A 26,442-nucleotide genomic window follows, 5' to 3' on the forward strand; every position below is an offset into this window, starting at 1 on the left:
GGGCCGCCGAATCAAGGGTCCGCGGGGCCGGGCGTCCGCCGGGACGGGACTTGCCCCGGCGGAAGGGGTTCGCCGGGGCCGGGACCGGGGGCCCGCGAGACGGGTCCGCGGAGCAAGGAAGCGCCGGACAGGGCCCGGGCGCCCGCGCGTGTGTGGCCGCGTGGGTGACCAGGGAGCGGGACGCCCGGCCGGGCGGGGCGCGTCTGTGGGATTCTGTCCTGCATGAACGAGCAGCCCAACCGAGCCGCGGTCCCCGCCGACCAGTACGTCCTCACCCTCTCCTGCCCGGACAAGCAGGGCATCGTGCACGCCGTGTCGAGCTACCTCTTCATGACCGGCTGCAACATCGAGGACAGCCAGCAGTTCGGCGACCACGACACGGGCCTGTTCTTCATGCGGGTGCACTTCTCGGCCGACGCCCCGGTGACCGTGGAGAAGCTGCGGGCGAGCTTCGCGGCGATCGGTGACTCCTTCCACATGGACTGGCAGATCCACCGGGCCGAGGACCGGATGCGCGTCGTCCTCATGGTCAGCAAGTTCGGCCACTGCCTGAACGACCTGCTGTTCCGCGCGCGGATCGGCGCGCTGCCGGTGGACATCGCGGCCGTGGTGTCCAACCACACCGACTTCGCCGAGCTCGTGGCCTCGTACGACATCCCCTTCCACCACATCCCGGTGACGAAGGACACGAAGGCGGAGGCCGAGGCGCGGCTGCTGGAGATCGTGCGCGCCGAGGACGTGGAGCTCGTCGTCCTCGCCCGCTACATGCAGGTCCTCTCCGACGACCTGTGCAAGCAGCTCAGCGGCCGGATCATCAACATCCACCACTCCTTCCTGCCGAGCTTCAAGGGCGCCAAGCCGTACCACCAGGCTCACGCGCGCGGGGTGAAGCTGATCGGTGCCACGGCGCACTACGTCACCGCCGACCTCGACGAGGGCCCGATCATCGAGCAGGAGGTCGAGCGGGTCGGCCACGACGTGACCCCCGACCAGCTCGTCGCCGTCGGCCGGGACGTGGAGTGCCAGGCGCTCGCGCGCGCGGTGAAGTGGCACGCGGAGCGGCGGATCCTGCTGAACGGGCGCCGGACGGTCGTCTTCGCCTAGGCCGGCACCCGGGCGCGGCGCGGCTACATCCGGCTCAGTGAGGCGGCCGCGTACAGGACGTCGCGGATCGCCTCCCGGTCGCCGTCCTGGCCGGCCGCCGCCTCCTGCGGCGGCACGTGCCCCGCGGCCAGCCGGCAGAACTCCACACCGTCCAGCGCCACGTGGGCGACCTCGTGCGCGGCGGAGCCCACCGCGGCCGGTGAGTCCAGCGGGATCAGCCACTCGCCCCCGCCCAGACCCTCTATCTCCAGACGCAGACTGCGGCCGGGCGCGCCCGCCGTCACCAGGTGGCGCACCTGCCGCGGCGGCCCCGCGAGCCCGGCCCGGCGCCGCTCGGACAGGACCGCGGGCAGCATCCGGGCCGCCAGGTCGATCATCCGGTGCAGATGGCGCGGGGCGGGCGGCCCGTACGGGTAGTCCACGGCCTCGGCGATGTCCTCCGCGTGGATCCAGCACTCGAAGGCGCGGTCCACCATCGCGTCGCGCAACGGCAGCTCGAAGCCGCCGTACGGCACCGTCAGGCCGCCGGAGCCGTCGCCCGCGAAGGACACCGTACGGACCAGGCCGTGGCTCTGCTCGCGCCACGGCCCGCGCACCGCGCGCGTCAGCGGGAAGCGGGAGGCGCGCCAGTACGCCTCGGTGCGGGCCTGCGGGGTCGGGGCCTCCGCCGGTGTCTCCAGCGGGTCGTCGAGGCCGAGCGCGACCGCGACGAGACCGTCGACGCTCAGCAGGTGGGCGATGATCCCGGCGACGGTCGTCCGGCGGCTCGTCGTGCCCTCCCCGCGGAACCACCGCAGCCGTACGGGCGTGTGCCAGTCGGCGTCCCCGATGTCCTGCAGCAGCGCGTCCAGCCGCGCCACCTCCGCGTCGTACGGCGTGGCCCACCCCGGTACGGGGATGCGGGGCGGCCGGCGGCCGAGGCAGGACTCCAGGACGCGGGTGCGCAGTCCCGGGTCCACGTCGAGGCTCTCCGTGGGGTGCAGCAGGCCCACGGCCGCGCGCAGCCGCAGGGCCTCCTCGGCGCAGGTGCCGCAGACACCTAGGTGGTCCTCCACGGCCGCCGTCTCCTCCGGCGCGCAGGCGGCCAGCGCCCACGCCCCGAGCAGCGACTTCAGCACCGGGTGCGGCAGGCCCGGGGGCGCGGGAACCGCATCGGGCAGCGGCAGCCCGGTGTCCTCGACGGGCGCCCGCGGCAGCGGTATGCGCGGCGGCCCGGCCTCGCCGTGCCCACCGCCGCCTCCGGGGCCGCCCGGTTCCCGGGGGCCGCCCGGTCCGTTCGGATCATGTGGGCGGCTGTGGGGGTCACTTGGGCGGCCGTGGGGGCGGCCCGGCCCGTCGACGTCCTTCCCCTCCGGGTCCTTCCCCTCCGGGTCCTTCCCCTCCGGGTCCTTCCCCTCCGGGTCCTTCCCCTCCGGGTCCTTCCCCTCCGGGTCCTTCCCCTCCGGGCCCTTCCCCTCCGTCCCGTCTTCCTCGCCCGCGCTCTCCACGCCCCGGCTCCCGTGCTCCTCGTCGTCCTCGTGGGCCCCGTACCCGCGGCGCCCCGCCGTCCCGTCGTGCCCGGCGCCCTCGCCGTGCTCCCCGTGTGCCTCGAACCGGTCCGCGTCGCCGGTCACACCGCACCCCCGTGACCGGGCGGACCCCCGGAGGAGCCCGTGTCGTGGGCGGTGGCCAGGAGCTGGAGGCCGAGGCGGAGCCGGCGGCGGGCCTCCTCCTCGGTGATGCCGAGATCGGCGGCCGTCTGCCGGTAGTCCCTGCGCCGGAAGTACGCCCGCTCCAGGGCGGCGCGCAGCGGCACGGGCATGGAGGTGACGATGTAGTCGGCGCGGGCGGCCACCGAGGCGCTGCGCACCCTGCGCTCCAGCTCCTGCGCGCCGCCCTCGTCACCGTCGGCGAGCGTCGCGGCCCCGGTGGCGCGCAGCCGCCGTACGGCGAGGCGGTGGGTGAGCGCGGCCATCCAGGAGCGCAGCGGGCCCTGTCTGGGGTCGTACGACTCCGGGTCCTCCCAGACGTGGGCGAACACCTCGCGCGTGATGCTGTCGGCCGCCCGTTCGTCTCCGAGCACGCGGTGGGCAAGACCGTGCACGAGTGAAGCGAACCGGTCGTAAAGCTCGCCGAGCGCCGCCGCCTCGCCGCGCGCCAGCCGCTGCTGCATCTTGCGGTCCCAGCGGGGCGGTGCGTCCTTCGCCGCCATGTGCCCCCTCATCCCTGCCCGTGCCTGCGCGTTCCGGATTCAGCGTGGTGTTCTCCGCCCTCCTGAATGTAGTCGGCACGTCCCTGGGCGCACGCCCCTTTGTGGCAATGTGCGCCCCCGGTACGGCGGAAGGTGGTATGGACCGGACAGAGGTTCTCTTTGTCCCTCTTCACGTACGAGACAGCGCTTACCCCGCCTGATATCGAGCACGCGTGACTGCTTTGGATCGGAAGGGACTGCTCAGGCCCGAAATGGCTAGTCTTGGCCCATACTTTCGGCCAGCGGTCGGTGTTTCATGGGGATCACGGTGGGGCAGCGGCGCAGGAAGAAGCGAAATGGCGTCTTCCGTTTTCCGGTTCGGGAGTGCCGGATCCGGGATCCCTCGGTGGCGGGCGACGGAGAGGCGGGGCGGTGACGCTCAAGGTGACCGACGGGCAGCGCGGGAAGTGGGCCGTGCTCCAGGTGTCGGGCGAGATGGATCTGGTGACGTCCCCGGTGCTGCGCCAGCGGGTGCACGACGCCGTGGCCGACGGGCGCCGCAGTCTGGTCCTCGATCTGTCGGGGGTCGTCTTCTGCGACTCAAGCGGCGTCGGCGTGCTGATCGCCACCCGCCGCCTCATACGGTCCTGCCAGGGCCGGCTGCGCCTGATCCTGCCGCCCGAGAGAACGCCCATGGGCGTTCGCGGCCCGGGCTCCACCGGACGCGCGCAGGGTGCGCACGTCAACCGCGTCCTCGGCGCCCTCGGCGTCCGGCGCCTCTTCGAGGTGCACCCTGACGTGGCCTCGGCCGTCGCCGCGGACCCGGACGACGACGAGGAGGCCGGACCCCTCTCGGCGTGACGCACCCCGGCTCCACACATGCGGCTCCACGCAGGCGGCTCCACACGTGCGGCTCCACGCAGGCGGCTCCACGCATGCGGCTCCACACGTGCGCGGGAGTGTTGTCGCGGAATCACCAGTCCTGGCACAGCCGTCGCTTTCCGTCGCTTTCCCCCTCCCGTACCTGCGCAGACGTCGTACGCTCCGTGCGAGACACCCCACGTGACGACGTAAGGCGGGCCCGAACAGACATGGTCAGCACCGAGTACGAGCGCAGGATCGCCGCCCGGTTCGCCACCTTCGACCAGGACGGCAACGGCTGGATCGACCGGGAGGACTTCAGCGCGGCCGCGAAGGCCGTCCTCGTGGAGTTCGCCACCACGCCCCGGTCCGACAGGGGCCAGGCCCTGTACAGCGGCGCAGAGGCGTTCTGGCAGGGCATGGCGGGCATAGCGGACCGGGACGGCGACCAGCGCATCACCCGGGACGAGTTCGTGAACGGCGCGGTGAAGCGGCTGCGCGACAACCCCGACCGGTTCGCCGAGATCGCCCGCCCCTTTCTGCACGCGGCGCTCGCCGTCGCGGACGCCGACGGCGACGGCTCGGCCACGGTCGAGGACACCGTCCGGGTGCTCAGAGCCCTCGGCGTGCCCGAGGAGGCCGCCGGTGCCGCCGCCGCGCGCCTCGACACCGACGCCGACGGCAAGGTGGGCGAGCGGGAGATCGTGACGGCGTTCGCGCGCTACTTCACGGTTCCGGAGTGACCGCGGCACCGTCCGGCATCGAACTCCCGCACATCACCGAGCGTTGACACCGGGTTGTGTCCTGAGTGTGACTCGTCACAACCCGGAGTCGGCATTCCGCTCCGGTACCTTGTGTGAAATGCGCGTGCATCCGTGGCCGAGCCGTCCCGGTGTTGCCCCCGAGGCGGCCCCCGGATCCCGCCGGCGTGCGCGGCTCACCGAGGTGGGAACGGGCGTGCACCCCCCTGTTCGACTCGCCGTCGCGAGCGTCGCACAGTATGCCGCAGGCGTACTCCTTCGCGCTGGAATATGCCCGAAGCGCTTGTTGGCGTGACTCTGCGTCAACCATGCTGGAGACGATGGAGATCACGCTGGGTGATCCCCGTACGGTACGGGCCACGGAGACGGTGGCCGATCAGAAGACGACCACGATCGTGGCCTTGTCCAGGCCCGAGGCGATGTGTCCGCCGGTTCGGATGGTGTGAGCGGTGCAGGTGCTTCAAGTGCAGCTGGAGGTCGGGCCCGACCCCGCGGAGGTGGGGCGCGCCCGTAAGTGGGCCCGTTCCCGGCTGGCCGGTTCCGGGATAGAGGCCGACGAGTCGCTGGCCGAGACGCTGATCTTGCTCGTGTCCGAACTGGTCACCAACGCCGTGGTGCACACCGGCTGTCCGGCCGTGCTCCGGCTGCTGCTGCGGGAGCCGCCCGGCGGTGCCGCGGGGACCGTCCGCCTGGAGGTGGCCGACGCCTGCGACCGGCCCCCGGTGCCGCGCTGCGCGGAGAGCGACGACACGAACGGGCGCGGCCTGTCCCTCGTCGAGGGGCTCGCCGACCGCTGGGGGTGGAACGCCGAGGGCGTCGGCAAGCGCATCTGGTGCGAACTCGACCGGTGCGCCCCCGGACCGGAGCACGCCGCGGCCCCCGTCGCCGCCGCGGTGGCGTACCAGGGGCTGACGTACGAGGCCGTGTAGGTCCCCGTGCACCCCGGGCTCGCGCGCTCCCGGGGCCGCGCACTCCCGGGCCCGTGCGCGGTCGGGTGCGCCGGGGAATGCTCCCGTACGCGCCGTCATGAACAGGTCCTTAACCGGCATATCGCCGCCGGGGTGTTGACGTGTCGTGTCCGTTTGATCACGCTTGTGTTCAGCGATTCGCCGTGAGGGGACGCCGAGGGTTCCGGTGACGGGGGCCCTCGACGAGTGTGGGTCGTGACCGGCGCCGGCTCCCACAGGGACGGACGACCCGCCGCGGCGGATCTCCGGGGAGCGGGTGAGTGTGCCGGAGCCGGATGGCGGCGCGCGGTGCCGCGCTCGGGGCGGGCAGCGGCGCGCCGCCAACCGGAACTTCCTCCACAGGCTGTGGACAACTTCTCGCGACCGTCGGCCGCCGTGCGGTTCACCCCCGGCGGCTCACGCCCGAGGGTTCACGCCCGGGCGCGGATCCGTTCCACCCCCGTGCCCTTGCGGTCGATCCTCCTCGCGATCTTCCGGGCGTCGGCGGCGAGTTCACGGAGCATGCCGCTGATGGGATTGGTGAAACCGGTGAAGTACAGGCCGGGGGCGTGCTTCAGGGTGCGGGCGCCGCGCGGAATCGGTCTGCCGCGCCCGTCGAGCACGCCGAGGTGGCCGACGACGTCCTCGAGGCCGCGCCGGTAACCGGTGGCGGCGATCACGCTGTCGGGCTCGGCGCGCCCGCCGTCCGCGAGGAGCACCGTGCCGCCCTCGAAGCCCTCCACCGCCGCCACGACCTCGACCCGCCCCCGCCGTACGGCGTCGACGATGCCGACGTCCTGGACGGGGATGGCGCCCGCGCGCACCCGGGAGTAGAGCCCGGCGGAGGGGCGGGGCAGCCCGTGGGCGGACAGGTCCGGGACGCTGATCCGGCAGACCGCCCTGGCGAGGAGGTCGACGAGGAACACGGGCAGCCGCCGTACGGCGATGGCCGTGAACTGGGACGGCCAGCCGGCCGTGGAACGGCGCACGATGTGCGGCGGGGTGCGCACGGCGAGCCGTACCCGCTCGGCGCCGCCCTCAGCCAGGTCGACGGCTATCTCGGCACCGGTGTTGCCCGCGCCGACGACCAGGACGTCACGGCCGGCGTAGGGCGCGGCGGTGCGGTACTCCCGCGCGTGCAGCAGCTCGCCGGTGTACGTGTCGCGGCCGGGCCAGTCGGGCAGGCGGGGCGTGTGGTTGTGGCCGGTGGCGACGACGACCGCGCTGCCCAGCAGTTCGCGGCCGCCGCTGGCGCGCAGCAGCCAGCCGCCGCCGTCGGGAGCCCGCTCCACGCGGGACACCTCGACCCCGGTGACGATCTCCAGCTGGTGGTGCTCCGCGTACTTCTCCAGATAGCGCACCATGTCGGCGCGCGACACCCAGCGCCCGAACCGGCGCGGCATCCGCAGCCCCGGCAGCGACGACAGCCGCCGGGTGGTGTGCAGCCGCAGCCGGTCGTAGTGCCGCCGCCAGGACGCGCCGACCCGGTCGGACCGCTCCAGCACGACGGCCCGTACGCCGCGGGCCCGCAGGGCGTACGCCACGGACAGCCCGCCCGGGCCGCCGCCGACGACGTACACGGGACGGTCGGGGCGAAGCGGTGCGGAAGGGGCCGCGGGCGAAGCCGTGGTGGGGGTGGAGCCGGTGGACGCTGTGGTGTCGGCCATGACGCCGAGCGTAGGGACGCCCGCTTCCGGTGGGTCTCGGTCGAGCGCGGAATCGGTTGCGGATTGATCACGGGGCCGGCCGTCGCGTCACGCGGGCAGATGGGGCAGGCGGGCGCGTATGCGGTCGGTGGTGGTGACGACCGCGCAGCAGCCGGCGGCGTGCTCCAGGGCGTCGGTGTGGAACCGCTGGGTGAAGTCGGCGGTGGCGTCGGCGACCAGGAAGGGCTGCACGGTGTGGGCGAACGCGTCCAGGGCGGTGTGCAGGATGCCGATGTGGGTGTAGACGCCGCACAGCAGGATCTGATCGCGGCCGAGGGCGCGGAGGAGGTCCAGGAGGGGGGTGCGGTGGAAGGCGCTGTAGCGGAGCTTGGTGATGACGGTGTCACCGGGGCGCGGAGCGAGGTCGTGGTGGATGGCGTGGTGCTCGCCGCCCGCGGGTACCCCCGGACCCCAGAAGTCGGTGAGCAGCCCCCGCTGTTCCGCCGGAGTGCCCCCGGGCTGGGCGGTGTACACGACGGGGATGCCGGTGCGGTCGCTCACGGTGCGCAGGACGAGGGTGTTGGCCAGCATGTCGGTCAGGGGCGGCCGCCCGGCGGGGTAGGACGTGAGGAAGTAGCGCTGCATGTCGTGGATGAGGAGTGCGGCGCGGTGCGGTTCGGGCTCCCAGGAGGCGATGTTGACGGGGAGTTGGTGCGGGCCGGGCATGGGATAAGGGGTGATCACGGGGAGCTGTCGGTACATGCCGTCCGTAGTAGCAACGCGGACCGGCCGCAGCCAGGCGGCATTCCGGTCGAAGTGGCTCGTCACGGAACCTCACGGGGCGTTGTATACCATCTCGGACCTCCGTGACATTCCCTCGCTCCGTCCCTGTTCCGCGGCCCCGGTGACGGGGTGAGGTTTCGTACGGGTTTCAATGGGCCGATGGCCGACCTCGAAGACAAGTTCCCGTCCCAGCCGCCCGTTCCACCGGCTTCCCCCTCGGGCTCCTCACCTTCCTCACCTTCCTCGCCGTCCTCGCCGTCCTCGCCTTCCTCGTCCTCCTCGCTTCCTCCGCGCGAGCTGCGCGGGCACGGGCTGCTGTTGCGCCCGTGGGACCCGGAGTCCGAGGCCGACGTCGAGGCGTGGCTGCGAGGGGTGTCCGACCCGGAGTTCAAGCGGTGGAACACGCCCCTGAAGCCGGTCGACGACATCGAGGACGCCCGGGAGTCGCTGCGGCTGCGGGCCGAGTGGGACGAGGAGGGGCAGAGCGTCTCGTTCTGCGTCACGGAGGAGGGGAGCGGCACCCGGCTCGGGCACATCGGCATCAACAAGATCGACCCCTTCATGCGGGTCGCCGTCGTCGGCTACTGGATCCTGCCCGAGGCCCGGGGGCGCGGTGCCGCGGGCCGTGCGCTCCGGCTGGCCGCCCGCCACGCCTTCGACGGGCTGGGCCTGCACCGTCTCGAACTGGGCCACGCCCTCGGGCACGAGGCCTCCTGCCGCATCGCGGAGCGCTGCGGGTTCCCCTACGAGGGCACGCTGCGCGGCGCGATGTTCGACGCAGGCCGGCACGACGCGTTCCGCGACGTCCACCTGCACGCGCGCCTCGCCACGGACCCGGAGCCCGTCACGGCCACAGCAGCTCCCTGAGCCAGCCCTCCGCCCGGCGCCGGTACGCCAGCCGCACGTGCCGCCGCCGTTCGTCCCCCTGGAAGAACTCGACCTCGTCCGGCCGGAGCACGTACACCGTCCAGGAGGGCACCGCCGCGTCCGGCTCGCGCCGGGCACGGTCCCAGGCGTCCGCCGAGGCGCGCTCCAGCTCCGCGTACGAGGGCAGCGCGTCGCTCTGCCGGCCCACGAGCGCGGCGGCCAGCGCCCCGGTGGAGCGGGCGTGCAGGTCGGCGTGGGCGGCCTCGGCGGACGCGGTCCGCACCGGGCCCCGCACCCGCACCTGGCGTCCCAGCACCGGCCAGTAGAAACCGAGTGCGGCGTACGGCCGGGCCGTGAGCTGCCGTCCCTTCCGGCTGTCCGCGTGCGAGGCGAAGTGCCAGCCGTCCTCGTCGGCGCCGTGCAGCACGACCGTCCGTACGTCCGGGGTGCCGTCCGCGTCCGCCGTGGCGAGGGACATGGTGTGCGGCTCGGGCTGCCCGGCCGCCGCGACCTCCGCGAACCAGCGCCGGAACAGCGGCAGCGGCTGCGCGGGGGCCGTGTCCGGATCGAAGCGGGGCAGTTCCGTGACCTCCGGGTCCCACACCCGAAGGGACCGCAGCAGTGCGGCGAGACCGGTGTCGCTGTCGCTGTCGTTGCTCATGCCCCGATTGTCACGCGATCCGGCGCACGGCCGCCCCGCGCGCCACCCGTCTCACACGTCCGGCAGCGAACCGAGGTCGGACGACACCCAGCGCTCGGGCCGCATGCGGACGATCACCTGCTCGCCGTGGTGCGCCAGGGAGTAGTCCACGAAACGGTCGACCCGGTCGGCCGGCAGGTAGCGGGACGTGATCTCCCGGACGTGCTCGGCGGTCGCGGGGACCGTGCCGACGACGGGGCCCTCGACCGACACGTACCGGGCGGTGGGCTCGGTCCGGTCCACCAGCAGGGCGAACCGGCCCGCCGCGCCGATCAGCCGGTTCTTGCGGGAGTCCCGCCCGGTCAGGATCCACACGTCGCCACCGGGCGTGTACTGGTACCAGACCGGCACGGTCAGCGGGGCCCTCCCCGCCCCGGCGTCCACCGCGAGCGCGGCGGTGTGCGGCTCGGCCAGGAACGTCTCTCGCTCTTCGCGGGTCAGTGCCATCTCGGCCTCCTCCGGAGGTACGAGGTACGGAGCGGACGCCTTCGTCCGCTCCGGTCAGCGACGGCCGCGCCGCCCGGTATTCCGGGCCCCGGGAAACGCCGCGGGCGGCGGTCCACTCGCATCGGTGGACCGCCGCCCGCATGACAGGACGTGAGCCGGGGAGCGCCCGCACGGCGCCGGTCGTGTTACCTGGTGGGCTTCCTCCCCGTGACGCCGAGGTGGACCAGGAGGGCCAGGTTCGGCTTGAGTTCGGCGGGCTTGACGCCCTGGAAGCTCTTCTGGTGGGAGGCCACCGAGGCGAGCATCGCGACGAGGGCGCCGGCGACGGCCGCCGGCTTGACGTCCTTGTCGATCCTGCCCTTGGACTGGAGTTCGGTGATCGTGGCGGCGAGGGAGCCCGTCACGGAGCTGAGGATCTTCGCACGGATCTTCGCGAAGCGCTTGTCGCCCTCGGCGGCGCCCAGGTCGACGACGCGGAGGAGCGCGTCGTTGCGCCGCCAGAAGTCCAGGAAGCCCTCGACGAGGTCCTGCGCGGTCCGCCAGCCGGCCCGGCCGACCCAGGAGCCCTCCTCCAGCACCTCGGACAACCCGGCGCCCTCCGCCGCCATTTGCTCGGCGAGCTCCAGGACGGCGCCTTCGACGTCCGGGAAGTACTGGTAGAACGTCGCGGGCGAAGTGCCCGCCTTCCGGGCGACGTCGATGACCTTGACGTCCCGGTACGGGGACGAGCTGAGCATCTCGCTGAGGCAGTCGAGCAGTTTCTGCCGCGTCGCCTGCCCGCGCCGGCCCGCCACGCGGCCGTCGACGGTACGTACTTGTCCTGTCATGCCGTCAGCTTACCGAGGGGTGATCTGAGCGCTATTCGGCCGACTGCAAATGGGGACCACGGCTTCCACCAAGGGGTTCACGGGATCAGGGGTGCTGTCGAATGGCGTGATTCTTTCGCTCCCGCCGCTCCCGCATCCTCCTCTCCCGGGGGCCCGGACGGACCACTTCCGCCGCGCACGTCACGGCGAACCCGTCTAGCTTGGCCGCATGGCCGAAACCGCGGCAGCCGTTGCGTACGGGGAGGGCGTCCCCTGCTGGGTCGACGCCCAGCTCTCCGACGTCGAGGCGGGCAAGCGGTTCTACGGCGGGCTCTTCGGGTGGGACTTCCACGAGGTGCCCGAGGCGCACGACGCACGGGGGGCCCACGGCCGGCAGGGGCCATCCGTGGGGGCCTTCCTGGGCGGCGAGGCCGTCGCCGGGCTGGCGCCCAAGGCGGACGGGCGGCTGCCGACGGTGTGGACCGTCCACTTCACCACCCCGGACATCGCCGCCCTGGTCGGGCGGATCCGCGCGGCCGGCGGGCAGGTGATCACCCCGCCCACCCCGGTCGGCACCCTCGGCGCCGCGGCCCTGGCCACCGACCCCGAAGGGGCCGTCTTCGCGCTGTGGCAGCCCGGCACCCGCTGCGGCTTCGGCCGCCGCCACCTCCCCGGCTCCTTCACCTGGGCGCAGCTGTACGCCCGGGACGTCAACGTCGCCGAGTCCTTCTACGGGTACGTCTTCCACGACGCCCTCTTCGGGCCCGGCGCCGCCCCGGACTTCGGCCGCGCCGCCCTCTCCGAGGTGTTCCCGCCCGAGATGCCGCCCCACTTCCTCGTCCACTTCGCCGTGACGGACCTCGGCGAGGCGCTGGGGACCGTGGAGCGCCTCGGGGGACGGGTCCGGGCGCTGCCGTTCGGGGCGTCCTACGGGCGGGTGGCCGTCGTCACGGACGACCAGGGGGCGTCGTTCGCGTTGCTCCAGCGGGACTGGCAGGGTCGTACCAGCGCTCCGTGAGGTGCCGAGGGACGCACTCGCGGCGCGCTTCGGGACCGTAAACCATGGGTTTGTCCTGAGACACCCCGATATGTCACCGGGTTCGCACCAGGTGGCCCAGGAAGGAAGAATCGGGGTGCGTGCCGCCACGGCGGTGCCGTGGTGAGACGCTGCACGGGGTCGCGGGCATTCGAGGGCGACGCGGCCCGTACGGGGAGGTGGCAGGGCAAGTGGTGGATCAGCTGACGCAGCACGATCCGCGGCGGATCGGGCCGTTCGAGGTGCTGGGACGGCTGGGTGCCGGCGGTATGGGGCTGGTCTATCTGGCGCGGTCGGCGTCGGGCCGGCGCGTGGCGATCAAGACCGTCAGAACGGAACTCGCCGAGGACCAGTTGTTCCGGGTGCGGTTCACCCGCGAGGTCGAGGCGGCCCGCGCGGTGTCCGGGTTCTACACGGCGGCGGTGGTGGACGCCGATCCGCGCGCCGCCGTGCCGTGGCTGGCGACCGCGTACGTGCCCGCGCCCTCGCTCGAGGAGATAGTGAACGAGTGCGGGCCACTGCCCGCCCAGGCCGTGCGCTGGTTCGCGGCGGGCGTCGCCGAGGCCCTCCAGTCCATCCACGGCGCGGGCCTCGTCCACCGGGACCTCAAGCCGTCCAATGTGCTGGTGGTCGAGGACGGCCCGCGCGTCATCGACTTCGGTATCGCCTCCGGTGTCTCCAACACCCGGCTGACCATGACGAACGTCGCCGTCGGCACCCCCGCCTACATGTCGCCCGAACAGGCGAAGGACTCGCGCAGCGTCACCGGCGCCAGTGACGTGTTCTCCCTCGGCTCGATGCTGGTCTTCGCGGCGACCGGGCACGCGCCCTTCCACGGCGCCAACCCCGTCGAGACCGTGTTCATGCTGCTCCGGGAGGGCCCGGACCTCACCGGGCTGCCGGACGAACTGCGGCCGCTGATCGAGTCCTGCATGCAGATGGACCCGGTCAACCGCCCCAACCCGGCCGACCTCCAGGCCCAGCTCGCGCCCCACCTGTTCGGCTCCGGCTCCGACGACAGCGGTACGGCGTCCGCGTGGCTGCCCGAGAAGGCGGTCTCCCTCATCGAGGCCCGCCGCGGCGGACGCCCGGCGGCGCGGACCCAGGGCGGCGGCGCCGGCGCGCGCAGCGCGGGAGGCCCCGGCCCCGCGCCCGCCGCCCCCGTGCCCGCGCCTCCGCCCCCGCCCTCGTACGCCCCGGCCCCGGTACCGGTCGGCGCGCACGACGGCGGGCCGGTGCGGCTCGCGGGCGCGCAGGTGCCCATCGGCCCCGGGCCGCGCGTCGCGGACGCCCGCGCCGCCGCGGTGCAGGCGCCCCCGCCCGAGGCGGGCCTCGCGGCCTCCTGGTCGCGCCCCCGCGCCGGGGTGAACGGCGCGGACGCGGCACCGGCCGTGCCCGGCGTCCCGCCCCCGCCGCCCATGCCGCCGGAGGCGCCGTCCGGCTGGCGCCCGTGGCGGTTCCGCATGTCGAACGACGTGTGGGGCACCCCCACGGTCGCCGACGACCTGGTCTACGTCACCTCCTTCGAGGTGCACGCGCTCGACGTGGCCACCGGCCGCCGCCGCTTCAAGACCCGCGACGTGGCCTGGTCGATGGCGGTCGCCGACGGCCGTATCCACGCGTCCGACGGGCCCACCCTGTTCGCCCTGGACGCCCGCGAGGGCACCGACCTGTGGCGGCTGTCGGTGGACGCCTGGGTGTACTCCCTCAAGGCCGACCGCGGCACCGTCGTCACCGGCACCCGCGGCGGCGGCATCCAGGCATGGGAGGCGTCCAACGGGCAGAAGCTGTGGGAGCTCACCGGCGCGCAGACCGACTTCGAGTCCCCGGAGGCAGGCCCCGTCGTCCACGACGGCACGGTGTACGTCTGGAAGGATGCCCGGCTGCGCGCCCTGGAGGCCCGTACGGGTGACGAGCGGTGGTCGTACCCGATCGGCGACGCGGCCTCCTGCGGCGGCGTCCCGCTGCGGCTGACGCCCGCGCCGGACGGGCACGTGTACGTGTCGGCGGGGTCGCGGGTCCTCGCCATCGACGTGGCGGGCGGGCACGTGCGCTGGCACTTCGAGGCGCCGGCGGTGTTCCTGTGCGCGCCGACCTTCGCGCCGGGCCCGGCGGTCACCGGCGGCGGTGTCTACCTGACGGACTACCTGGGCACGGTGTACGCCCTCGACGCGGCCGACGGCCGCGACCGCTGGCGCATCGCCACCGAGGCCCGCTCCTCGATCGACTCGGTGCTGGTGGCCGCGGGCCACGTCCACGTGGGCAGCGGCAAGGGCCTCTACACCCTGGACGCGGTCACGGGCACCCCGAAGTGGCGGTTCCAGGCGGGCGGCGACATCGTGGGCGCCCCGGTGGTCGCCGAGGGCCGCATCCACTTCGGCTCGACCGACCACCTGCTGTACACGCTGAAGGCCGACGACGGCCGGCTGCGCTGGAAGCTGGCCACCGGCGGCGAGATCACCGGCTCCCCGGTCGTCCGGGACGGCGTCGTGTACGCGTGCAGCAAGGACCGCTGCGTGTACGCGCTGGACGCGGAGAAGGGGACGGGGACGGCGCGGACGGCGTGAGTCCGTACAGCGACAGGGGGCCGGGCGTGTGCCCGGCCCCCTGTCGCTGAGCCTCGGCCGCGGCGGCTCCCCCTGTTCCCGCGCCGCCGCGGCCGGTCCCCGCCGGGGTGGTGGTCCTGTGGTCGTTACCTGTTGCCCAGGCCGAGAGCGGGCGGGGCGGGCATGACGTTGTCCTTGGTCTCGACGGGCCCGACGGACTCCGCGGCCGGACCGCTCGGCATGACGTTGTCCTGCGGCTTGGCGGTGCCCCCGTCCTTCGGCGGCGCGGGCATCACGTTGTCGAGCGTGGTGAAGGTCTCGCCGTCCGCGGGCGTCGTGGACATGACACTCTCGTCGAGCGGGGCGGTGTCCACGTTCTTGTTCTCGCTCATGGCCTTGCTTCCTCCCGTTAGGTGGTGCAGCGGGGCGGTGGTGCAGAACGCCCGCCCAGAGACTCCCCCGAGGGTCGCTGGACGGGCGTCCGGAGCCGATCGGTGTTCGACCGACCGGGCCCCTGGTCACACCGTCTGCCCCCCGACGCGACGGTGCGATGGAGAAGAGCATGCCGGACCGAGATAAACGAATGCTGAACGTCCACAACCGGCCCCGGACACGCCGGTGCGCGGGCACACCGGTGGGTGAGACGCCGTCCGGTACCGGCTGGTTGCTCAGGCCGCCGTGACGGGTGCCAGCAGCGCGCGGACCTCGTCGGCCTCCGCGGCGCCGCACTGCTCGTAGAGACCGAGCGCGTCGCGCCAGCAGGCCCGGGCCCGGTCCGCCTGCCCCAGCGCGGACAGCGCCCGGCCGAGGAGCGTGAGGACGGTGCCCCGCATGCGGTCACCGCCGATACAGCCCAGGGCCAGCGCCTGCTCCGCGTGCTGCGCGGCCGGTGCCGGGCGGTGGGCGGCCAGATGCACCTCGGCGATACGGAAGTGGGTCGTCCCCTCCCAGAGCCGCTGCCGGTGGTCCCCGAAGATGCAGAGCGCGTCGTTGAACTGCCCGAGCGCCTCGGACAGCCGGCCGGCCCGGGTGAGCGCGACACCCAGCGTGAAGTGACCGCTGGCCAGCCGCATCGTCCGGCCGATCGCCGTCTGAACGGCGAGGGCGCGCTGCGCGATCGCCACCGCCTTGACGGTGTTGCCCATGCCCAGGTGGGCGCGCGAGAGGTTGCACAGGGCGACGGCCTCGCCGGGGCTGTTGCCCGCCGCGCGGTAGCCCTCGATCGCCTGCTCCGCGAAGACCTCGCCGTCCGCGTACCGCCCCTGGTGCAGCGAGATGATGCACCGGTCGTTGGCGACCCAGCTGACGGCGTGCGCGTCCCCCGCGGACTCCGCCAGCTCCATGGCCAGCCGCGCCTGCTCGGCCGCCTGCGCGATACGGCCGGAGACGAGGAGCACGTTGGTGAGCGTCGTCCGCGCCCTGCCCTCCGCGCGCGCGTCCCCGGCCTTCCGCGCGGCCTCGCACATCGCGCTCGCCGTCGTCTCGTACTGGTGCGAGTCGGCGCCCGACTCGGTCAGGTCCTTCGCCGCCCACAGCAGGTCCACCCCGCGCCGCAGCCGGTCCGACCCCGCCGACTGCCGTACGCACGCCAGCAGCGGGGCCGCCTCGCTGTACAGCCAGTCCAGGGCGGCGGACCCCTCCGCGAAAACCAGCCCGGGGTGCTCCGTCGGCTCCAGCTGGTCCACCAGCCGGTCCCCGGGGCGCTCGATCGCGTACACGCCGGCCGCCGTGGCCAGGTAGAAGTCCAGCAGGCGGGACATCGCCGCGGCCCTCCCCCACTGCTCGGAAGGCGTGGGAGGTGCCCCCACGCCCGGCGGCTGCTCGTCCCGCTCCGCGCACGCGCGCGCGTACAGCCGCACCAGGTCGTGGTACCGGTAGCGGCCCGGCGAGGCGGACTCCAGCAGCGAGGTGTCGACCAGGGACTCCAGCAGGTCCTCGGTCTCGTCCTCGGGCAGGTCCAGTACGGCGGCGGCCGCGGCGAGGGACATGTCCGGGCCGTCGGCCAGCCCCAGCAGCCGGAACGCGCGCGCCTGCGCGGGCTCCAGCTGCCCGTAGCCCAGCTCGAACGTGGCCTTCACCGCCAGGTCGCCGGCCTGCAGCTCGTCCAGCCGGCGCCGCTCGTCCGCCAGCTTGGCCGCCAGCACCGACACCGTCCACGTGCGGCGCGCCGCCAGCCGGGACGCGGCGATCCGGATCGCGAGCGGCAGGAACCCGCACGCGGCCACCACGTCCAGCGCGGCCTCCCGCTCCGCGGCCACCCGCTCCTCGCCCACGATCCGGGTGAAGAGCAGCAGCGCTTCTTCAGGGGACATGACATCCAGGTCGACCAGATGGGCGCCCGCCAGGTCCACCATCCGCACCCGGGCCGTCACCAGGGCCGCGCAGCCCGCCGTGCCCGGCAGCAGGGGCCGTACCTGCGCCGCGTCGCGCGCGTTGTCCAGCAGCACCAGCACCCGGCGGCCGTCCAGCACCGAGCGGTACAGCGCGGCACGCTCCTCCAGGGTGTCCGGGATCGCGGAGTCCGCCGTGCCCAGGGCGCGCAGGAACGCGCCGAGCACCGTCTCGGGCTCCGCCGCGCGGGCGCCCGCGCCCTGGAGGTCCACGTACAGCTGCCCGTCCGGGAAGGCGGCCCGCGCCTGGTGCGCGACGTGCACGGCCAGGGTCGTCTTGCCCACGCCGCCGATGCCGGCCAGCGCCGACACGGCCATCACCCGGCCGCCCTCCCCGGACGCCGCCGTGAGGACGTCGCTCAGCTCGGCGACGAAGGAGGCCCGCCCGGTGAAGTCCGGGACCGTGGCGGGGAGCTGGGCCGGCCTGACGGGTGCGGCGGCGGCCTCCTCGGGGACCGGCGGCGCCGACGGCTCCGTCAGCGCGGGGTCGGCCCGCAGGATGCGCTGTTGCAGATCGCTGAGGCCGGGCCGGGGATCCACGCCCAGCTCGTCGGCGAGCAGCCGGCGCGTGTCCGCGTACACGGCGAGCGCCTCGGCCCGCCGGCCGCTGCGGTACAGCGCCAGCATCAGCAGTTCCCGCAGCCGCTCCCGCAGCGGGTGCGCCGCCGTCAGGGCCGTCAGCTCGGAGACCGCCTCCGCGTGGCCGCCCTGCTCCAGGTCCATCTCCAGCCGGCTCTCCAGGAGTTGCAGCCGCCACTCCGCCAGCCGGGCCCGCTGCGTCTCCATGTACGGCCCCGGGAGATTGGCGAGCACCTCCCCGTCCCACAGGTTCAGCGCCTTGTTCAGCAGGGCGCGCGCCTGGCGCACATCACCGCCGCTCCTCGCCTTCTCGGCGTCGGCCGCGAGTTCCTGGGCGGCGGACAGGTCGAGCGCGCCGCTGCCGCGCGGCATCCGGATCGCGTACCCGCCCGACTCGCTGAGCAGGATGTCCGTACCGAAGAGCTTGCGCAGCCGGGAGGCGTACGTACGGACCGTGGCCAGCGCCTGGGACGGGGGATCGTCGCCCCACAGCGCGTCGATCAGCTCGCCCGCCGTGGCCGTACGGCCCTCCCGGAGCAGCAGGGCGGCCAGCAGGGCGCGCTGCTGCGGGGAGCCGGTGGGCAAAAGCTCGGCGCCGCGCCAGGCGCGCACCGGCCCCAGCACGCCGAAGCGCAGGGCCGCGAAGTCCTCGGAACTCCGCTGTTCCGGCACTCGCGGTTCCACGTCCGCCATCGTCGCCCCCTAGCGTCCCTGACAACTACGCCAGTCTGCCTTGTGGACCGGCGGTGCGTCAGCCGTGGGGGGTACCGATCGCGGCCCGCCGCACGGGACGGCACAAGGTCTGCACACGCTCTTCGCACGCGTCAGACGTCGTCGAAGCGGCGGCGGGAGACCTCGATGTGGGCGAGGTTCCGGTGCGTCCACTCGCACATGACGTCGACCGTCGTCCGCAGGGCCCGGCCCGGCCCGGTGAGCGTGTACTCGACCCTCGGCGGCACGGTGGGGTGCACGGTCCGCTCGACCAGGCCGTTGCGCTCCAGCATGCGCAGGTTCTGGGTGAGCATCTTGTGGCTGATGCCCTCGACCCCGTCGCGCAGCTCGCTGAAGCGCAGGGTGCGGTCGCCGAGCATCTCGATGATCAGCAACGCCCACTTGTTGGCGACGTCGGAGAAGATCTCCCGCGCCAGGGAGTCGGCGCGTCGCAGATCGGCCGGATCGGTCGGTCCGCCCGTGAACTGCTTGGTTTCCATACGGTTCCCCAGTCACCGAAAAGTGCGTTCTTCCATGTCAGCGCACACTCTCCTACGGTTCCCGAGTAACCACAAGAGAGCACGAGGCTCTGTGGGACTGAGGAGGAGAACAGCATGGCCATCACCATGACGAACCCCGCCGGACTGCCCGAGATCGACGGCTACCGCCAGGTGTCGATCGCACCGCTCACGGCCGGTTCGAAGCTGGTCCACGTCGCCGGGCAGGTCTCCTGGGACACCGACCTGGCCCCGATCGCCGAGGGCGACCTGGCCGGCCAGGTGGAGCAGTGCTACCTGCACATCAACACGGCGCTGACGGCGGCCGGCGGCTCCTTCGACGACGTGGTGAAGCTCAACTTCTACGTCGTCGACTGGGCCCCCGAGAAGCTGCCCCTGATCTGGGAGGGCATCAACCGGGCGGCCGCGAGGATCGGCACCACCCCGGTCCCGCCGGTGACGCTGGTGGGCGTGGTGATGCTCGATGTCCCGGAGCACCTGGTGGAGGTGGAGGCCACGGCGGTGATCGGGTGAGCGGGTGCTTCCGCTTCTTCTTCGCCCCGGTCCATTCACCACGGTCCGGGGGGCGACCGGGGTGACGTGAGCGGCGCTACAGGTCGAAGACGGCCCGCAGGCCGATCGCGACAGCCTCCACGACGCGTTCGTCCACCGGCCCGAGGTCTTCGGCGAACCGGGAGGAGGACAGGGACCGGAATGCGCCGAGCACGATGGTGCCGGAGGACGGAGCGGCGACGGGAATGCCGGCCGGCGTCGCCTCGCGCACTCGCTGCGGACGGATCAGGACGCACGTGGCGGTCCCGTTCTGGGCGTTCAGCGCGTCGGACGAGATCGCGGGGACGTGTTCCCGGGTCTCCGGCGAAGGACGGCTCGTGGACATGGCCGCGCTGCACCGGCCCGCCAGTGCCGTTCGGGCCGCCGACCGGGACGGGAGGACGTGCCCCTGTTACTCCGGGAGGAGAAGGCGCCGGGTGCCCACGAGCGGCAGCGCCCGGCGCCGAACGGCCTCAGGACGCCCGGGTCACCGGACGCGGGGGAGCGAGGTGTCCGCGGAGTCCGGTCGTCGCCGGCCGGGGCGCGGTGGCCGCGGTGCTCGCCGTCGTCGCGCGTGCAGTTCCACGGTGAGCGGAGCCGCGGTGAAGACGGAGGAGTACGTGCCGACGGCCAGACCGATGAGCAGGGCGAGGGCGAAGTCGGTGAGCGTGTCGTCGGCGAGGACGACGAGGGCGGTGAGGATGAGGGCCGCGCCCATGCCGGTGTTGACCGTGCGGGGCAGGGTCTGCAGGAGCGCCTGGTTCGTCAGGCGCGGCAGCGGGGTGGCGCGGTCCCGGCCGAGGAGTTCGCGGATGCGGTCGAAGACGACGACGGAGTCGTTGACCGAGTAGCCGATGACGGTGAGCAGGGCGGCCAGGAAGACGCCGTCGACCGGCTTGCCGAGCCAGGCGAAGACACCGACGAGGATGATCACGTCGTGGGCCAGCGCGCCGACGGCCGCGGTGGCGAACGTCCAGCGGAAGCGGACCGCGAGGTACAGCAGCTGGGCGCCGAGGGCGAGACCGAGCGCGACGAGGGCGTTGCGGCGCAGCTCGTCCCCCATGCTGGGGCCGATCAGCTCGTTGCGGACCTTCTCCGTTCCGCCGCCGAGGTCGCCGATGGTCTCGGTGACGGTGGCCACCTGGTCGTCGGTCAGCTTCTCGGCGCGCACCGTGATCCGGGTGTCGCCGTCGCCGGAGGACTGGACGACCGCGCGGTCGAGCCCGGCGTCGGCGAGGGCGGTGCGGGCCCGGTCGGGGTCGACGGGGGTGCCGGTGGCGTACTCGACGAGGCGGCCGCCGGTGAACTCGATGCCGTAGTCGAGGCCGCGGACGAGGATGCCGGAGGCGGCCAGCACGAGGACGGCCGCGGAGGCGGCCAGCCAGCGGCGGGGGCGGCGCATCAGGAACGGGTCGCGGCGCAGCAGCCGGGTGCGGACCCAGCCGCTGCCCGCGATGCCGGTGAGGCGGGGTCGGCGGTGGACGGCGGGGCGGTCCGCCGCGTACTCGGCGAGCACCCGGGTGATCACCAGGGCGCTGATCATGGAGGCGAGGACGCCGATGCCGAGCGTGACGCCGAAGCCGCGGACCGGCCCGGAGGCGAGGAGGAACAGCAGGGCGGCGGCGATCAGTGTGGTGATGTTGGAGTCGGCGATGGCGCTCAAGGCGCCGCGGAACCCGCCCGCGAGGGCGGTGCGGGGACTGGGCCGGCTGCGGGCGGTGTACTCCTCGCGCGCCCGTTCGAAGACCAGGACGTTGGCGTCCACGGCCATGCCGATCGCCAGGACGAACCCGGCGAGACCGGGCAGGGTCAGCGTCGCGCCGAGCGCGGCCAGGGCGGCGTAGGAGATCAGGCCGTAGCAGGCCAGCGCGACCGTGGCGAGCAGCCCCATGAGCCGGTAGACGGCGATGACGAACAGCGCGGTCAGCACGGTGCCGATGACCGCGGCCCAGGCCGCGGCGGAGATGGCCGTGTCGCCGAGGGTGGCGCCGACGGTGCGCTGCTCGACGGTCTCGACCGGTACGGGCAGCGCGCCACCGGAGACGAGCAGCGCCAGCTCGCGGGCCTCGGCGTCGTCGAAGGAACCGGTGATCTGGGTGGTGCCGCCCGGGATGCCCGCCCCGCAGACGACGGAGGGGTCGACCTGCGGCGAGGAGATGATCTTGTCGTCGAGGACGATGGCGATACGGCGCCGGGGGTCGCCGGCCGCATGGCACGCCGCCTGTGCGGTCAGCTCGGTCCAGCGGTCGCTCCCGGTGCCGGTGAAGTCGACGGTGACGTGCCATCCGGCGCCGCCCTGCTGGTCGAAGCGGGCGTCGGCGCCCTCGACGTCCTGCCCGGTCAGGCCGGCGGCCGCCAGCCGCAGCGGCTGCCCGGACTCGTCCGCGAGGACGCGCTCCCCGGCAGGGGCGGAGGAGCCGGTACCACCGGTGGGTTCGGTGGAGCCGGCCGTGCCGAGCACCGCGTGGACGGTGAGCTGCGCGGTGCGGCCCAGCACGTCGGCGGCCTGCTCCGGGTCCTGCACGCCGGGCAGCTCGACGATGATGCGGTGGTCGCCGGAGCGGACGAGGGTCGGTTCGGCGACGCCGAGGGCGTCGATGCGGCCGCGCAGCACTTCGAGGGTGCGCTCGGTGGCCGCGCGGTCGGCTTCGGTGGTGGCGGTCGAGCGGGTCTCCAGCACGATCTGGGTGCCGCCGCGCAGATCGAGTCCGAGGCGGACCGGTGTGGTGAGGGCGATGGCGAGCGATGCGGCGAGCACCGCGAGGGCGAGCAGCGCACGTATGCGCGAGGAACGGTTCCGGCGTTTCAACACAGACCTCCGGCAGGCATGCCGCGGCAGCGGCTCGCGGCCGCGACGGGATGAAGAACAGGGACGGGTCGCTTCAGGTGCCAGGAGGTGCCGGAGGTGCCCGGCCACGGTCGTGCGCCGTACGGCCGGGGGAGACGGCCGGGAGCGCGTCCGGCGGCGGGGTCCGCGCACCGGCGGCCGGGACGGCGGGTCCGTGGGAGGCGGTGGTGGCGTGGTGGTCCGCCGGGGAGGGGCGCTCACCGAGGTGATCGTGGCGGACGGCCCTCGGCTGGGCGGTGGCGCCCGCGTCGTCCGCGTGACGGTCGGTGTCGCCCAGGGGGTGCGCCGCGGGGGCCGTGGCGGCCGCGGCGGGCAGCGGACCGGCGGTGACGGTGTGCGGACCGGCCGTGGGCACCAGCGTGAGCAGTACGGCGAGCAGCGTGGTGAACGCGGCGGCGAGCCGGCGACCGCCGGTGGGGACGGCGTGGGGTGCTGGGCGCATGCACCGTCCCTTTCGTGAGAGGCGCTCGGAATGCGGCGGACGTCGGGCGGGAGAGGGCTGGGGCGGACCGTCAGGCTTCGATGAGACCGGCGCGGATGGCGTACCGGGTCAGTTCCAGCCGGTCGCGCATGCCGAGTTTGTGCAGGAGGTTGGCGCGGTGCCGCTGGACGGTCTTGATGCTGATGAAGAGGATGTCGGCGATCTCCTTGGAGGAGTGACCCTCGGCGACGAGCTTGAGGACCTGCTCCTCCCGCGGCGTCAGAAGGGGATGGACGCCCTCCCCGCCGTGCCGGCCCCGGTCCAGGTAGCTGCGGATCAGGGCGGTGACCGCGCCGGGATAGAGGAACGGCTCGTCGCGCATGGTGGCCCGGCAGGCGGCGACCAGGTCGCGGTCGGCCACCGACTTCAGCACGTAGCCGCAGGCCCCGGCTCGCAGCGCCTGGAACAGGTACTGCTCGTTGTCGTGCATGGTCAGCATCAGGATGCGCAGGCCCGGTCGCAGCGCGGCCAGCTCACGGGTGGCCTGCAGGCCGGTCAGGCGGGGCATGGAGATGTCCAGGACGGCGAGGTCGATGTCCGCCTTCCGGGCCGTCTCGACGGCCTCGGCGCCGTCCCCGGCCTCGGCGACCACCTGGAGGTCGGGCTCCCGGTCCAGGATCAGCCGCACTCCCCGACGGACGAGTGTGTGGTCGTCGGCGAGCAGGATGCGGATCGGCGCCGGGGCGGCCGGGGAGGGCGGCCAGGGCGTGTCGGGCTCGGGCAACAGCGGATTGGGCATGGTCGGGGCTGCTTTCTGTGATCGGTGATCGGTGATCGGTGTCGGTGGTCGGTCGCGGTCTTCGCGGGACCGGTGGCGGCTGTTTCGGGACCGGTGGCGGTTCTCCCGGGACCGATGAGGATTCTGCCGGGATCGGTGGCGGGGTTTCCCGGAATTGTTTGTGGGCGTTCCGGATCCGAGAGGGTGCTCTCGGACTCGATGAGGGTGCTCCTGAGACCGATGAGGGTGCTCTAGGTACGGATGAGGGTGCCCTCGGGACCGGGACCGGGACCGGGACCGGCACCGGCACCGGCACCGGCACCGGGACCGGGACCAATAAGGGTGCTCCCGGTGCTCCCGGGACCGGCGGCGGTCTTCCCCGGGACCCGGGTGGTCAGGCGGATGCGGGTGCCGGCACCGGGTGCGGAGGTGATGTCCAGGTCCGCGCCGGCGAGCAGGGCCCGCTCGCGCATGCCGCGGATGCCGGCGCCCTCGCCGACGGCCTCGATGCCGCGGCCGTCGTCGCCGATCTCGAGCACCACCGCCTCACCGGTGCGGCGCAGGCACACCTCGACGTGCTCGGCGTCCGCGTGGCGGGCCACGTTGGTCAGGCTCTCCTGGGCCACCCGGTACAGGACGAGTTCGGTCTCCGGGTCCAGGGCGGGCAGGCCGGCGTCGAAGCGGCGCCGCACCCGCAGCCCGGTGTGGGTGGCGTACTCCGTGGTGAGCGCGGTCAGCGCGCTGACCAGTCCCAGGTCGTCGAGGACGCCGGGCCGCAGCCGGCGCACCAGCCGGCGGACCTCGTCCAGGCTCTCCCGGGTGATCTCCTGCGCCTGCTGCAGCTCCTGGCGCAGCGGTTCGGGCGCGTCGTCCGCGGCGCGCTTGAGCACCAGCAGAATCGCGGTCATGCCCTGCCCGACCTCGTCGTGCAGTTCCTGCGCGATACGGCGGCGCTCCGCCTCCTGGGCCAGCAGGACCCGGCCGCTCGCGGTGGCGCGTTCGTGCTCCAGCCGGTCGAGCATGGCGTTGAAGGCGGAGATCAGCTCGCTGATCTCGCGCCCGCTGCCCACACCGGGCACCGGCAGCCGCTGACCGGGCCGGAGCAGGTCGACGGTGCTCATCAGCCGGGTCAGCCGGTCCAGCGGGGACAGGCCGAAGCGCAGCAGGGCGCCGTTGGCGACGAGCATCACCGCCAGGCCGCCCACCAGGATGACCGCCTCGGTCAGCAGGATCGGCACGGACACGGTCACCGGCGCCCACAGCAGCAGGGCCGTGGCGGTGCCCAGCACCACCGCGTTGAGCCCGAAGATCCGCCAGAACAGCGACACGGACGCCGACACGGACAGCGACACCGGGGAAACGCCTCCTTCAGCGACCCGACAGGGTGGGAGCTCCACTGTCGGTCATCGCGCGCCTCGGGCGGGAACCGCAGTTCTCAGGTCACGCCCGAGGCTCGTCACCCAGCCTGCACCGCCTCCCGCGCGCGGTCGATGGAGCCCGCTCCCCATTTCCGCAACCCGGCCCACCCACGGCGTATCGGCGCCGCCTGACGCCGGTTGGTCACCGCGTTCCGCCCGAATGGGGCCCGCGCCCGATTCCCTCCGCCCACCGGACCGACCAGGGTTGTCGGTGACCCGGCCGTCCGGTGCGGCGGGGTACGGCTCCGTGTGCCGTACCCCGCCGCACCGGACGGCCTCCGTCATGTGCACCACGCCCCGATGACCGATGGAAGGACCGAACCGTGTCGCTCGACGCCTCCCGAACCGCCCCCCGCCCCCGGCCGACGGCCGTCCGCGAGACCCGCCGGCGCCTGGAACACGCCCGCGACAGCCGCATGGAGCAGTTGCGGGCCCTCGACGCCGGCGGCCACAGCGCGGACGACGACCTGCTGTCCGTGCAGCGCGACGCCATCCAGCGGGTGCTCACGGAGATCGACGAGGCGTTCGCCCGCGTCGACGCCGGCACCTACGGGACCTGTCTCGGCTGCTCGGAGCCCGTACCTCCGGAACGCCTGGAGATCCTCCCGTACACCCGGTACTGCGTTCCCTGCCAGAGCCGTGCCGCCGCCTGAGAGCGCCCGTGCGCGTGTCCGTGGGTCCTCGTCCGCCGCCCTGCCCCGGCCGTCGGTCCGGCCGGGCAGCGGCATCGCCCTCGACCTGGGCAGCGTCCGCACCCGCGCGTGGATCGCCGGCCGCGGGACGATCCTGGACGTGCCCACGGTCACCTTCTCGGGCGCCGGAGTGGTGTACCCCGTCCAGCGCGGCACCATCGTCGACGTACCGGGTACGGCCCGGATGCTGGAACGGCTGCTCGGGCACCGCCTGCCCCTGCTGTCCCGCCCGCTGGTGGCGGTCACCACACCCGTACTGGACGGCCCCATGTTCCGCGAACGGGCCCGCACCGCCGTACAGGTGCTGCGCCCGCGCAGCGTCCTCACCGTCCCCGGCGCCCTCGCCGTGGCCGTGGCCGCCCACGCCGACCTCTCGCGCCCGCTGCTCGTACTGGACATCGGCGCCCACCTCACCGAAGCGGTGCTGCTCCTGGACGGCGACGTCCTCGACGCGCGCCGCACCGCCCTTGGCACCACCGACCTCCCGTACGCCGCCTCCTCCGTGGAGATCAGCGAGGCGGTCGGCGCCGTCGTCACCTCGATGCTCCGGCAGGACCGCACCTGCCTCACCGCCGACGCGTTGAGCCGGGGCGTGCTGCTCGCCGGCGGCGGTGCCCTGCGCCCCGACCTGCCCCGCCGGATCGTCAGCCGGCTACAGGCCCCCCTGCGGGCCGTGCCCGCGCCGCACACCGCCGCCGTCCGTGGCGCCGCCCAGATCCTGCGGTCCGCGCACGTCCACCCCTCGGCGAAGGGCACGCCCTAGCCGGGTGGCGGCCCCGGTACCGGCGCACCGCCCCACTGAGCCCCGTCCCCCGGACCGCCCCGGCCGGTGCCGCGCCACCGGCCGTGGCGGCCCCTTGCCCGCCGCCCGGAAGGAGAGAA

Annotated in this window: 25 protein-coding genes; 10 read left to right on the forward strand and 15 right to left on the reverse strand. The window is 73.8% G+C overall.

The window, feature by feature from the left end:
• Window positions 1-222 precede the first annotated feature (222 nt).
• On the forward strand, window positions 223-1,104 hold the full coding sequence (purU, locus tag IEZ04_RS00955; protein ID WP_189214668.1) for a formyltetrahydrofolate deformylase: 882 nt from the start codon (window positions 223-225) through the stop codon (window positions 1,102-1,104).
• Between the two features lie 23 nt (window positions 1,105-1,127).
• On the opposite strand, the gene IEZ04_RS00960 is transcribed toward purU, so the two are convergent.
• Window positions 1,128-2,717, reverse strand: a complete 1,590-nt coding sequence (locus IEZ04_RS00960) for a maleylpyruvate isomerase N-terminal domain-containing protein (RefSeq protein ID WP_229820767.1) — start codon at window positions 2,715-2,717, stop codon at window positions 1,128-1,130.
• Window positions 2,714-3,295, reverse strand: a complete 582-nt coding sequence (locus IEZ04_RS00965; protein WP_189214669.1) for a sigma-70 family RNA polymerase sigma factor — start codon at window positions 3,293-3,295, stop codon at window positions 2,714-2,716. Before IEZ04_RS00965 ends, IEZ04_RS00960 begins: the two co-directional genes overlap by 4 nt.
• 411 nt (window positions 3,296-3,706) lie before the next feature.
• Between IEZ04_RS00965 and IEZ04_RS00970 the strand changes: the two genes are divergently transcribed.
• The 3 genes from IEZ04_RS00970 (at window position 3,707) to IEZ04_RS00980 (ending at window position 5,825) form a co-directional block, all read left to right on the forward strand.
• Window positions 3,707-4,135, forward strand: coding sequence for an STAS domain-containing protein (locus IEZ04_RS00970; RefSeq protein WP_189214670.1), 429 nt, complete (start codon window positions 3,707-3,709; stop codon window positions 4,133-4,135).
• A gap of 230 nt (window positions 4,136-4,365) precedes the next feature.
• Window positions 4,366-4,878 (forward strand): EF-hand domain-containing protein, encoded by a 513-nt coding sequence (locus IEZ04_RS00975; protein ID WP_189214671.1) that lies wholly within the window; start codon window positions 4,366-4,368, stop codon window positions 4,876-4,878.
• 467 nt (window positions 4,879-5,345) lie between these two features.
• Entirely contained in the window at window positions 5,346-5,825 is a 480-nt protein-coding gene (locus IEZ04_RS00980) for an ATP-binding protein (protein WP_189214672.1), read from the forward strand.
• Window positions 5,826-6,274: 449 nt separating this feature from the next.
• Here IEZ04_RS00980 and IEZ04_RS00985 read toward each other — a convergent pair whose 3' ends face one another.
• Together IEZ04_RS00985 and IEZ04_RS00990 are read right to left on the reverse strand one after the other, a co-directional pair.
• On the reverse strand, window positions 6,275-7,510 hold the full coding sequence (locus tag IEZ04_RS00985; protein WP_189214673.1) for a flavin-containing monooxygenase: 1,236 nt from the start codon (window positions 7,508-7,510) through the stop codon (window positions 6,275-6,277).
• Between the two features lie 87 nt (window positions 7,511-7,597).
• Complete coding sequence (locus IEZ04_RS00990; RefSeq protein ID WP_189214674.1) at window positions 7,598-8,251, reverse strand: isochorismatase family protein; 654 nt, start codon at window positions 8,249-8,251, stop codon at window positions 7,598-7,600.
• Window positions 8,252-8,431: 180 nt separating this feature from the next.
• On the opposite strand from IEZ04_RS00990, the gene IEZ04_RS00995 reads away from it, so the two are divergent.
• Complete coding sequence (locus IEZ04_RS00995) at window positions 8,432-9,139, forward strand: GNAT family N-acetyltransferase (protein ID WP_189214675.1); 708 nt, start codon at window positions 8,432-8,434, stop codon at window positions 9,137-9,139.
• On the opposite strand, the gene IEZ04_RS01000 is transcribed toward IEZ04_RS00995, so the two are convergent.
• From IEZ04_RS01000 to IEZ04_RS01010, 3 genes are all read right to left on the reverse strand, one after another.
• Window positions 9,117-9,800, reverse strand: a complete 684-nt coding sequence (locus tag IEZ04_RS01000; protein ID WP_189214676.1) for a pyridoxine/pyridoxamine 5'-phosphate oxidase — start codon at window positions 9,798-9,800, stop codon at window positions 9,117-9,119. The two genes, IEZ04_RS00995 and IEZ04_RS01000, sit on opposite strands and share 23 nt — an antisense overlap.
• Before the next feature lie 51 nt (window positions 9,801-9,851).
• The gene (locus tag IEZ04_RS01005; RefSeq protein ID WP_189214677.1) at window positions 9,852-10,286 is read right to left on the reverse strand and encodes a pyridoxamine 5'-phosphate oxidase family protein; all 435 of its coding nucleotides are present in this window, start codon (window positions 10,284-10,286) and stop codon (window positions 9,852-9,854) included.
• A gap of 185 nt (window positions 10,287-10,471) precedes the next feature.
• Window positions 10,472-11,113 carry a TetR family transcriptional regulator gene (locus tag IEZ04_RS01010; protein ID WP_189214678.1) on the reverse strand — a complete coding sequence of 214 codons (642 nt, stop codon included), beginning with the start codon at window positions 11,111-11,113 and terminating at the stop codon, window positions 10,472-10,474.
• A 208-nt stretch (window positions 11,114-11,321) separates the two neighbouring features.
• Here IEZ04_RS01010 and kbpA point away from each other — a divergent pair, with 208 nt between their 5' ends.
• Window positions 11,322-12,110: an AfsK-binding protein KbpA gene (kbpA, locus tag IEZ04_RS01015; protein ID WP_189214679.1), complete on the forward strand. Its 789-nt coding sequence runs from the start codon at window positions 11,322-11,324 to the stop codon at window positions 12,108-12,110.
• 209 nt (window positions 12,111-12,319) lie between these two features.
• The gene (gene afsK / locus IEZ04_RS01020; protein ID WP_189214680.1) at window positions 12,320-14,695 is read left to right on the forward strand and encodes a protein serine/threonine kinase AfsK; all 2,376 of its coding nucleotides are present in this window, start codon (window positions 12,320-12,322) and stop codon (window positions 14,693-14,695) included.
• 125 nt (window positions 14,696-14,820) lie between these two features.
• Here the strand turns inward: afsK and IEZ04_RS01025 are convergent, their stop codons facing one another.
• The 3 genes from IEZ04_RS01025 to IEZ04_RS01035 all read right to left on the reverse strand — a co-directional run bounded on the left by IEZ04_RS01025 (window position 14,821) and on the right by IEZ04_RS01035 (window position 18,854).
• Entirely contained in the window at window positions 14,821-15,066 is a 246-nt protein-coding gene (locus tag IEZ04_RS01025) for a sigma-like protein (RefSeq protein WP_229820769.1), read from the reverse strand.
• A gap of 276 nt (window positions 15,067-15,342) precedes the next feature.
• Entirely contained in the window at window positions 15,343-18,336 is a 2,994-nt protein-coding gene (gene afsR / locus IEZ04_RS01030) for an SARP-family global regulator AfsR (protein WP_189214681.1), read from the reverse strand.
• 131 nt (window positions 18,337-18,467) lie between these two features.
• Complete coding sequence (locus IEZ04_RS01035; RefSeq protein WP_189214682.1) at window positions 18,468-18,854, reverse strand: winged helix-turn-helix transcriptional regulator; 387 nt, start codon at window positions 18,852-18,854, stop codon at window positions 18,468-18,470.
• 114 nt (window positions 18,855-18,968) lie between these two features.
• Here IEZ04_RS01035 and IEZ04_RS01040 point away from each other — a divergent pair, with 114 nt between their 5' ends.
• Window positions 18,969-19,385 (forward strand): RidA family protein, encoded by a 417-nt coding sequence (locus IEZ04_RS01040; RefSeq protein ID WP_189214683.1) that lies wholly within the window; start codon window positions 18,969-18,971, stop codon window positions 19,383-19,385.
• A gap of 76 nt (window positions 19,386-19,461) precedes the next feature.
• On the opposite strand, the gene IEZ04_RS01045 is transcribed toward IEZ04_RS01040, so the two are convergent.
• The 5 genes from IEZ04_RS01045 to IEZ04_RS01065 all read right to left on the reverse strand — a co-directional run bounded on the left by IEZ04_RS01045 (window position 19,462) and on the right by IEZ04_RS01065 (window position 24,778).
• Window positions 19,462-19,749, reverse strand: a complete 288-nt coding sequence (locus tag IEZ04_RS01045; protein WP_189214684.1) for a type II toxin-antitoxin system PemK/MazF family toxin — start codon at window positions 19,747-19,749, stop codon at window positions 19,462-19,464.
• 141 nt (window positions 19,750-19,890) lie between these two features.
• Window positions 19,891-22,215: a protein translocase subunit SecD gene (gene secD, locus IEZ04_RS01050; protein ID WP_373296231.1), complete on the reverse strand. Its 2,325-nt coding sequence runs from the start codon at window positions 22,213-22,215 to the stop codon at window positions 19,891-19,893.
• 70 nt (window positions 22,216-22,285) lie between these two features.
• The gene (locus IEZ04_RS01055; protein WP_189214685.1) at window positions 22,286-22,693 is read right to left on the reverse strand and encodes a hypothetical protein; all 408 of its coding nucleotides are present in this window, start codon (window positions 22,691-22,693) and stop codon (window positions 22,286-22,288) included.
• Between the two features lie 70 nt (window positions 22,694-22,763).
• Window positions 22,764-23,471, reverse strand: coding sequence for a response regulator (locus IEZ04_RS01060; RefSeq protein WP_189214686.1), 708 nt, complete (start codon window positions 23,469-23,471; stop codon window positions 22,764-22,766).
• Between the two features lie 230 nt (window positions 23,472-23,701).
• Window positions 23,702-24,778, reverse strand: coding sequence for a HAMP domain-containing sensor histidine kinase (locus tag IEZ04_RS01065; protein ID WP_189215339.1), 1,077 nt, complete (start codon window positions 24,776-24,778; stop codon window positions 23,702-23,704).
• Between the two features lie 413 nt (window positions 24,779-25,191).
• Here IEZ04_RS01065 and IEZ04_RS01070 point away from each other — a divergent pair, with 413 nt between their 5' ends.
• Both IEZ04_RS01070 and IEZ04_RS01075 read left to right on the forward strand, forming a co-directional pair.
• Window positions 25,192-25,521 carry a TraR/DksA family transcriptional regulator gene (locus tag IEZ04_RS01070; RefSeq protein ID WP_189214687.1) on the forward strand — a complete coding sequence of 110 codons (330 nt, stop codon included), beginning with the start codon at window positions 25,192-25,194 and terminating at the stop codon, window positions 25,519-25,521.
• Entirely contained in the window at window positions 25,508-26,323 is an 816-nt protein-coding gene (locus IEZ04_RS01075; RefSeq protein ID WP_373296232.1) for a rod shape-determining protein, read from the forward strand. Before IEZ04_RS01070 ends, IEZ04_RS01075 begins: the two co-directional genes overlap by 14 nt.
• The last annotated feature ends 119 nt before the right edge of the window (window positions 26,324-26,442 follow it).

Origin of the sequence: Streptomyces ruber (genome assembly GCF_014648075.1) — a bacterium.
Classification (GTDB): Bacteria; Actinomycetota; Actinomycetes; order Streptomycetales; family Streptomycetaceae; genus Streptomyces; species Streptomyces ruber.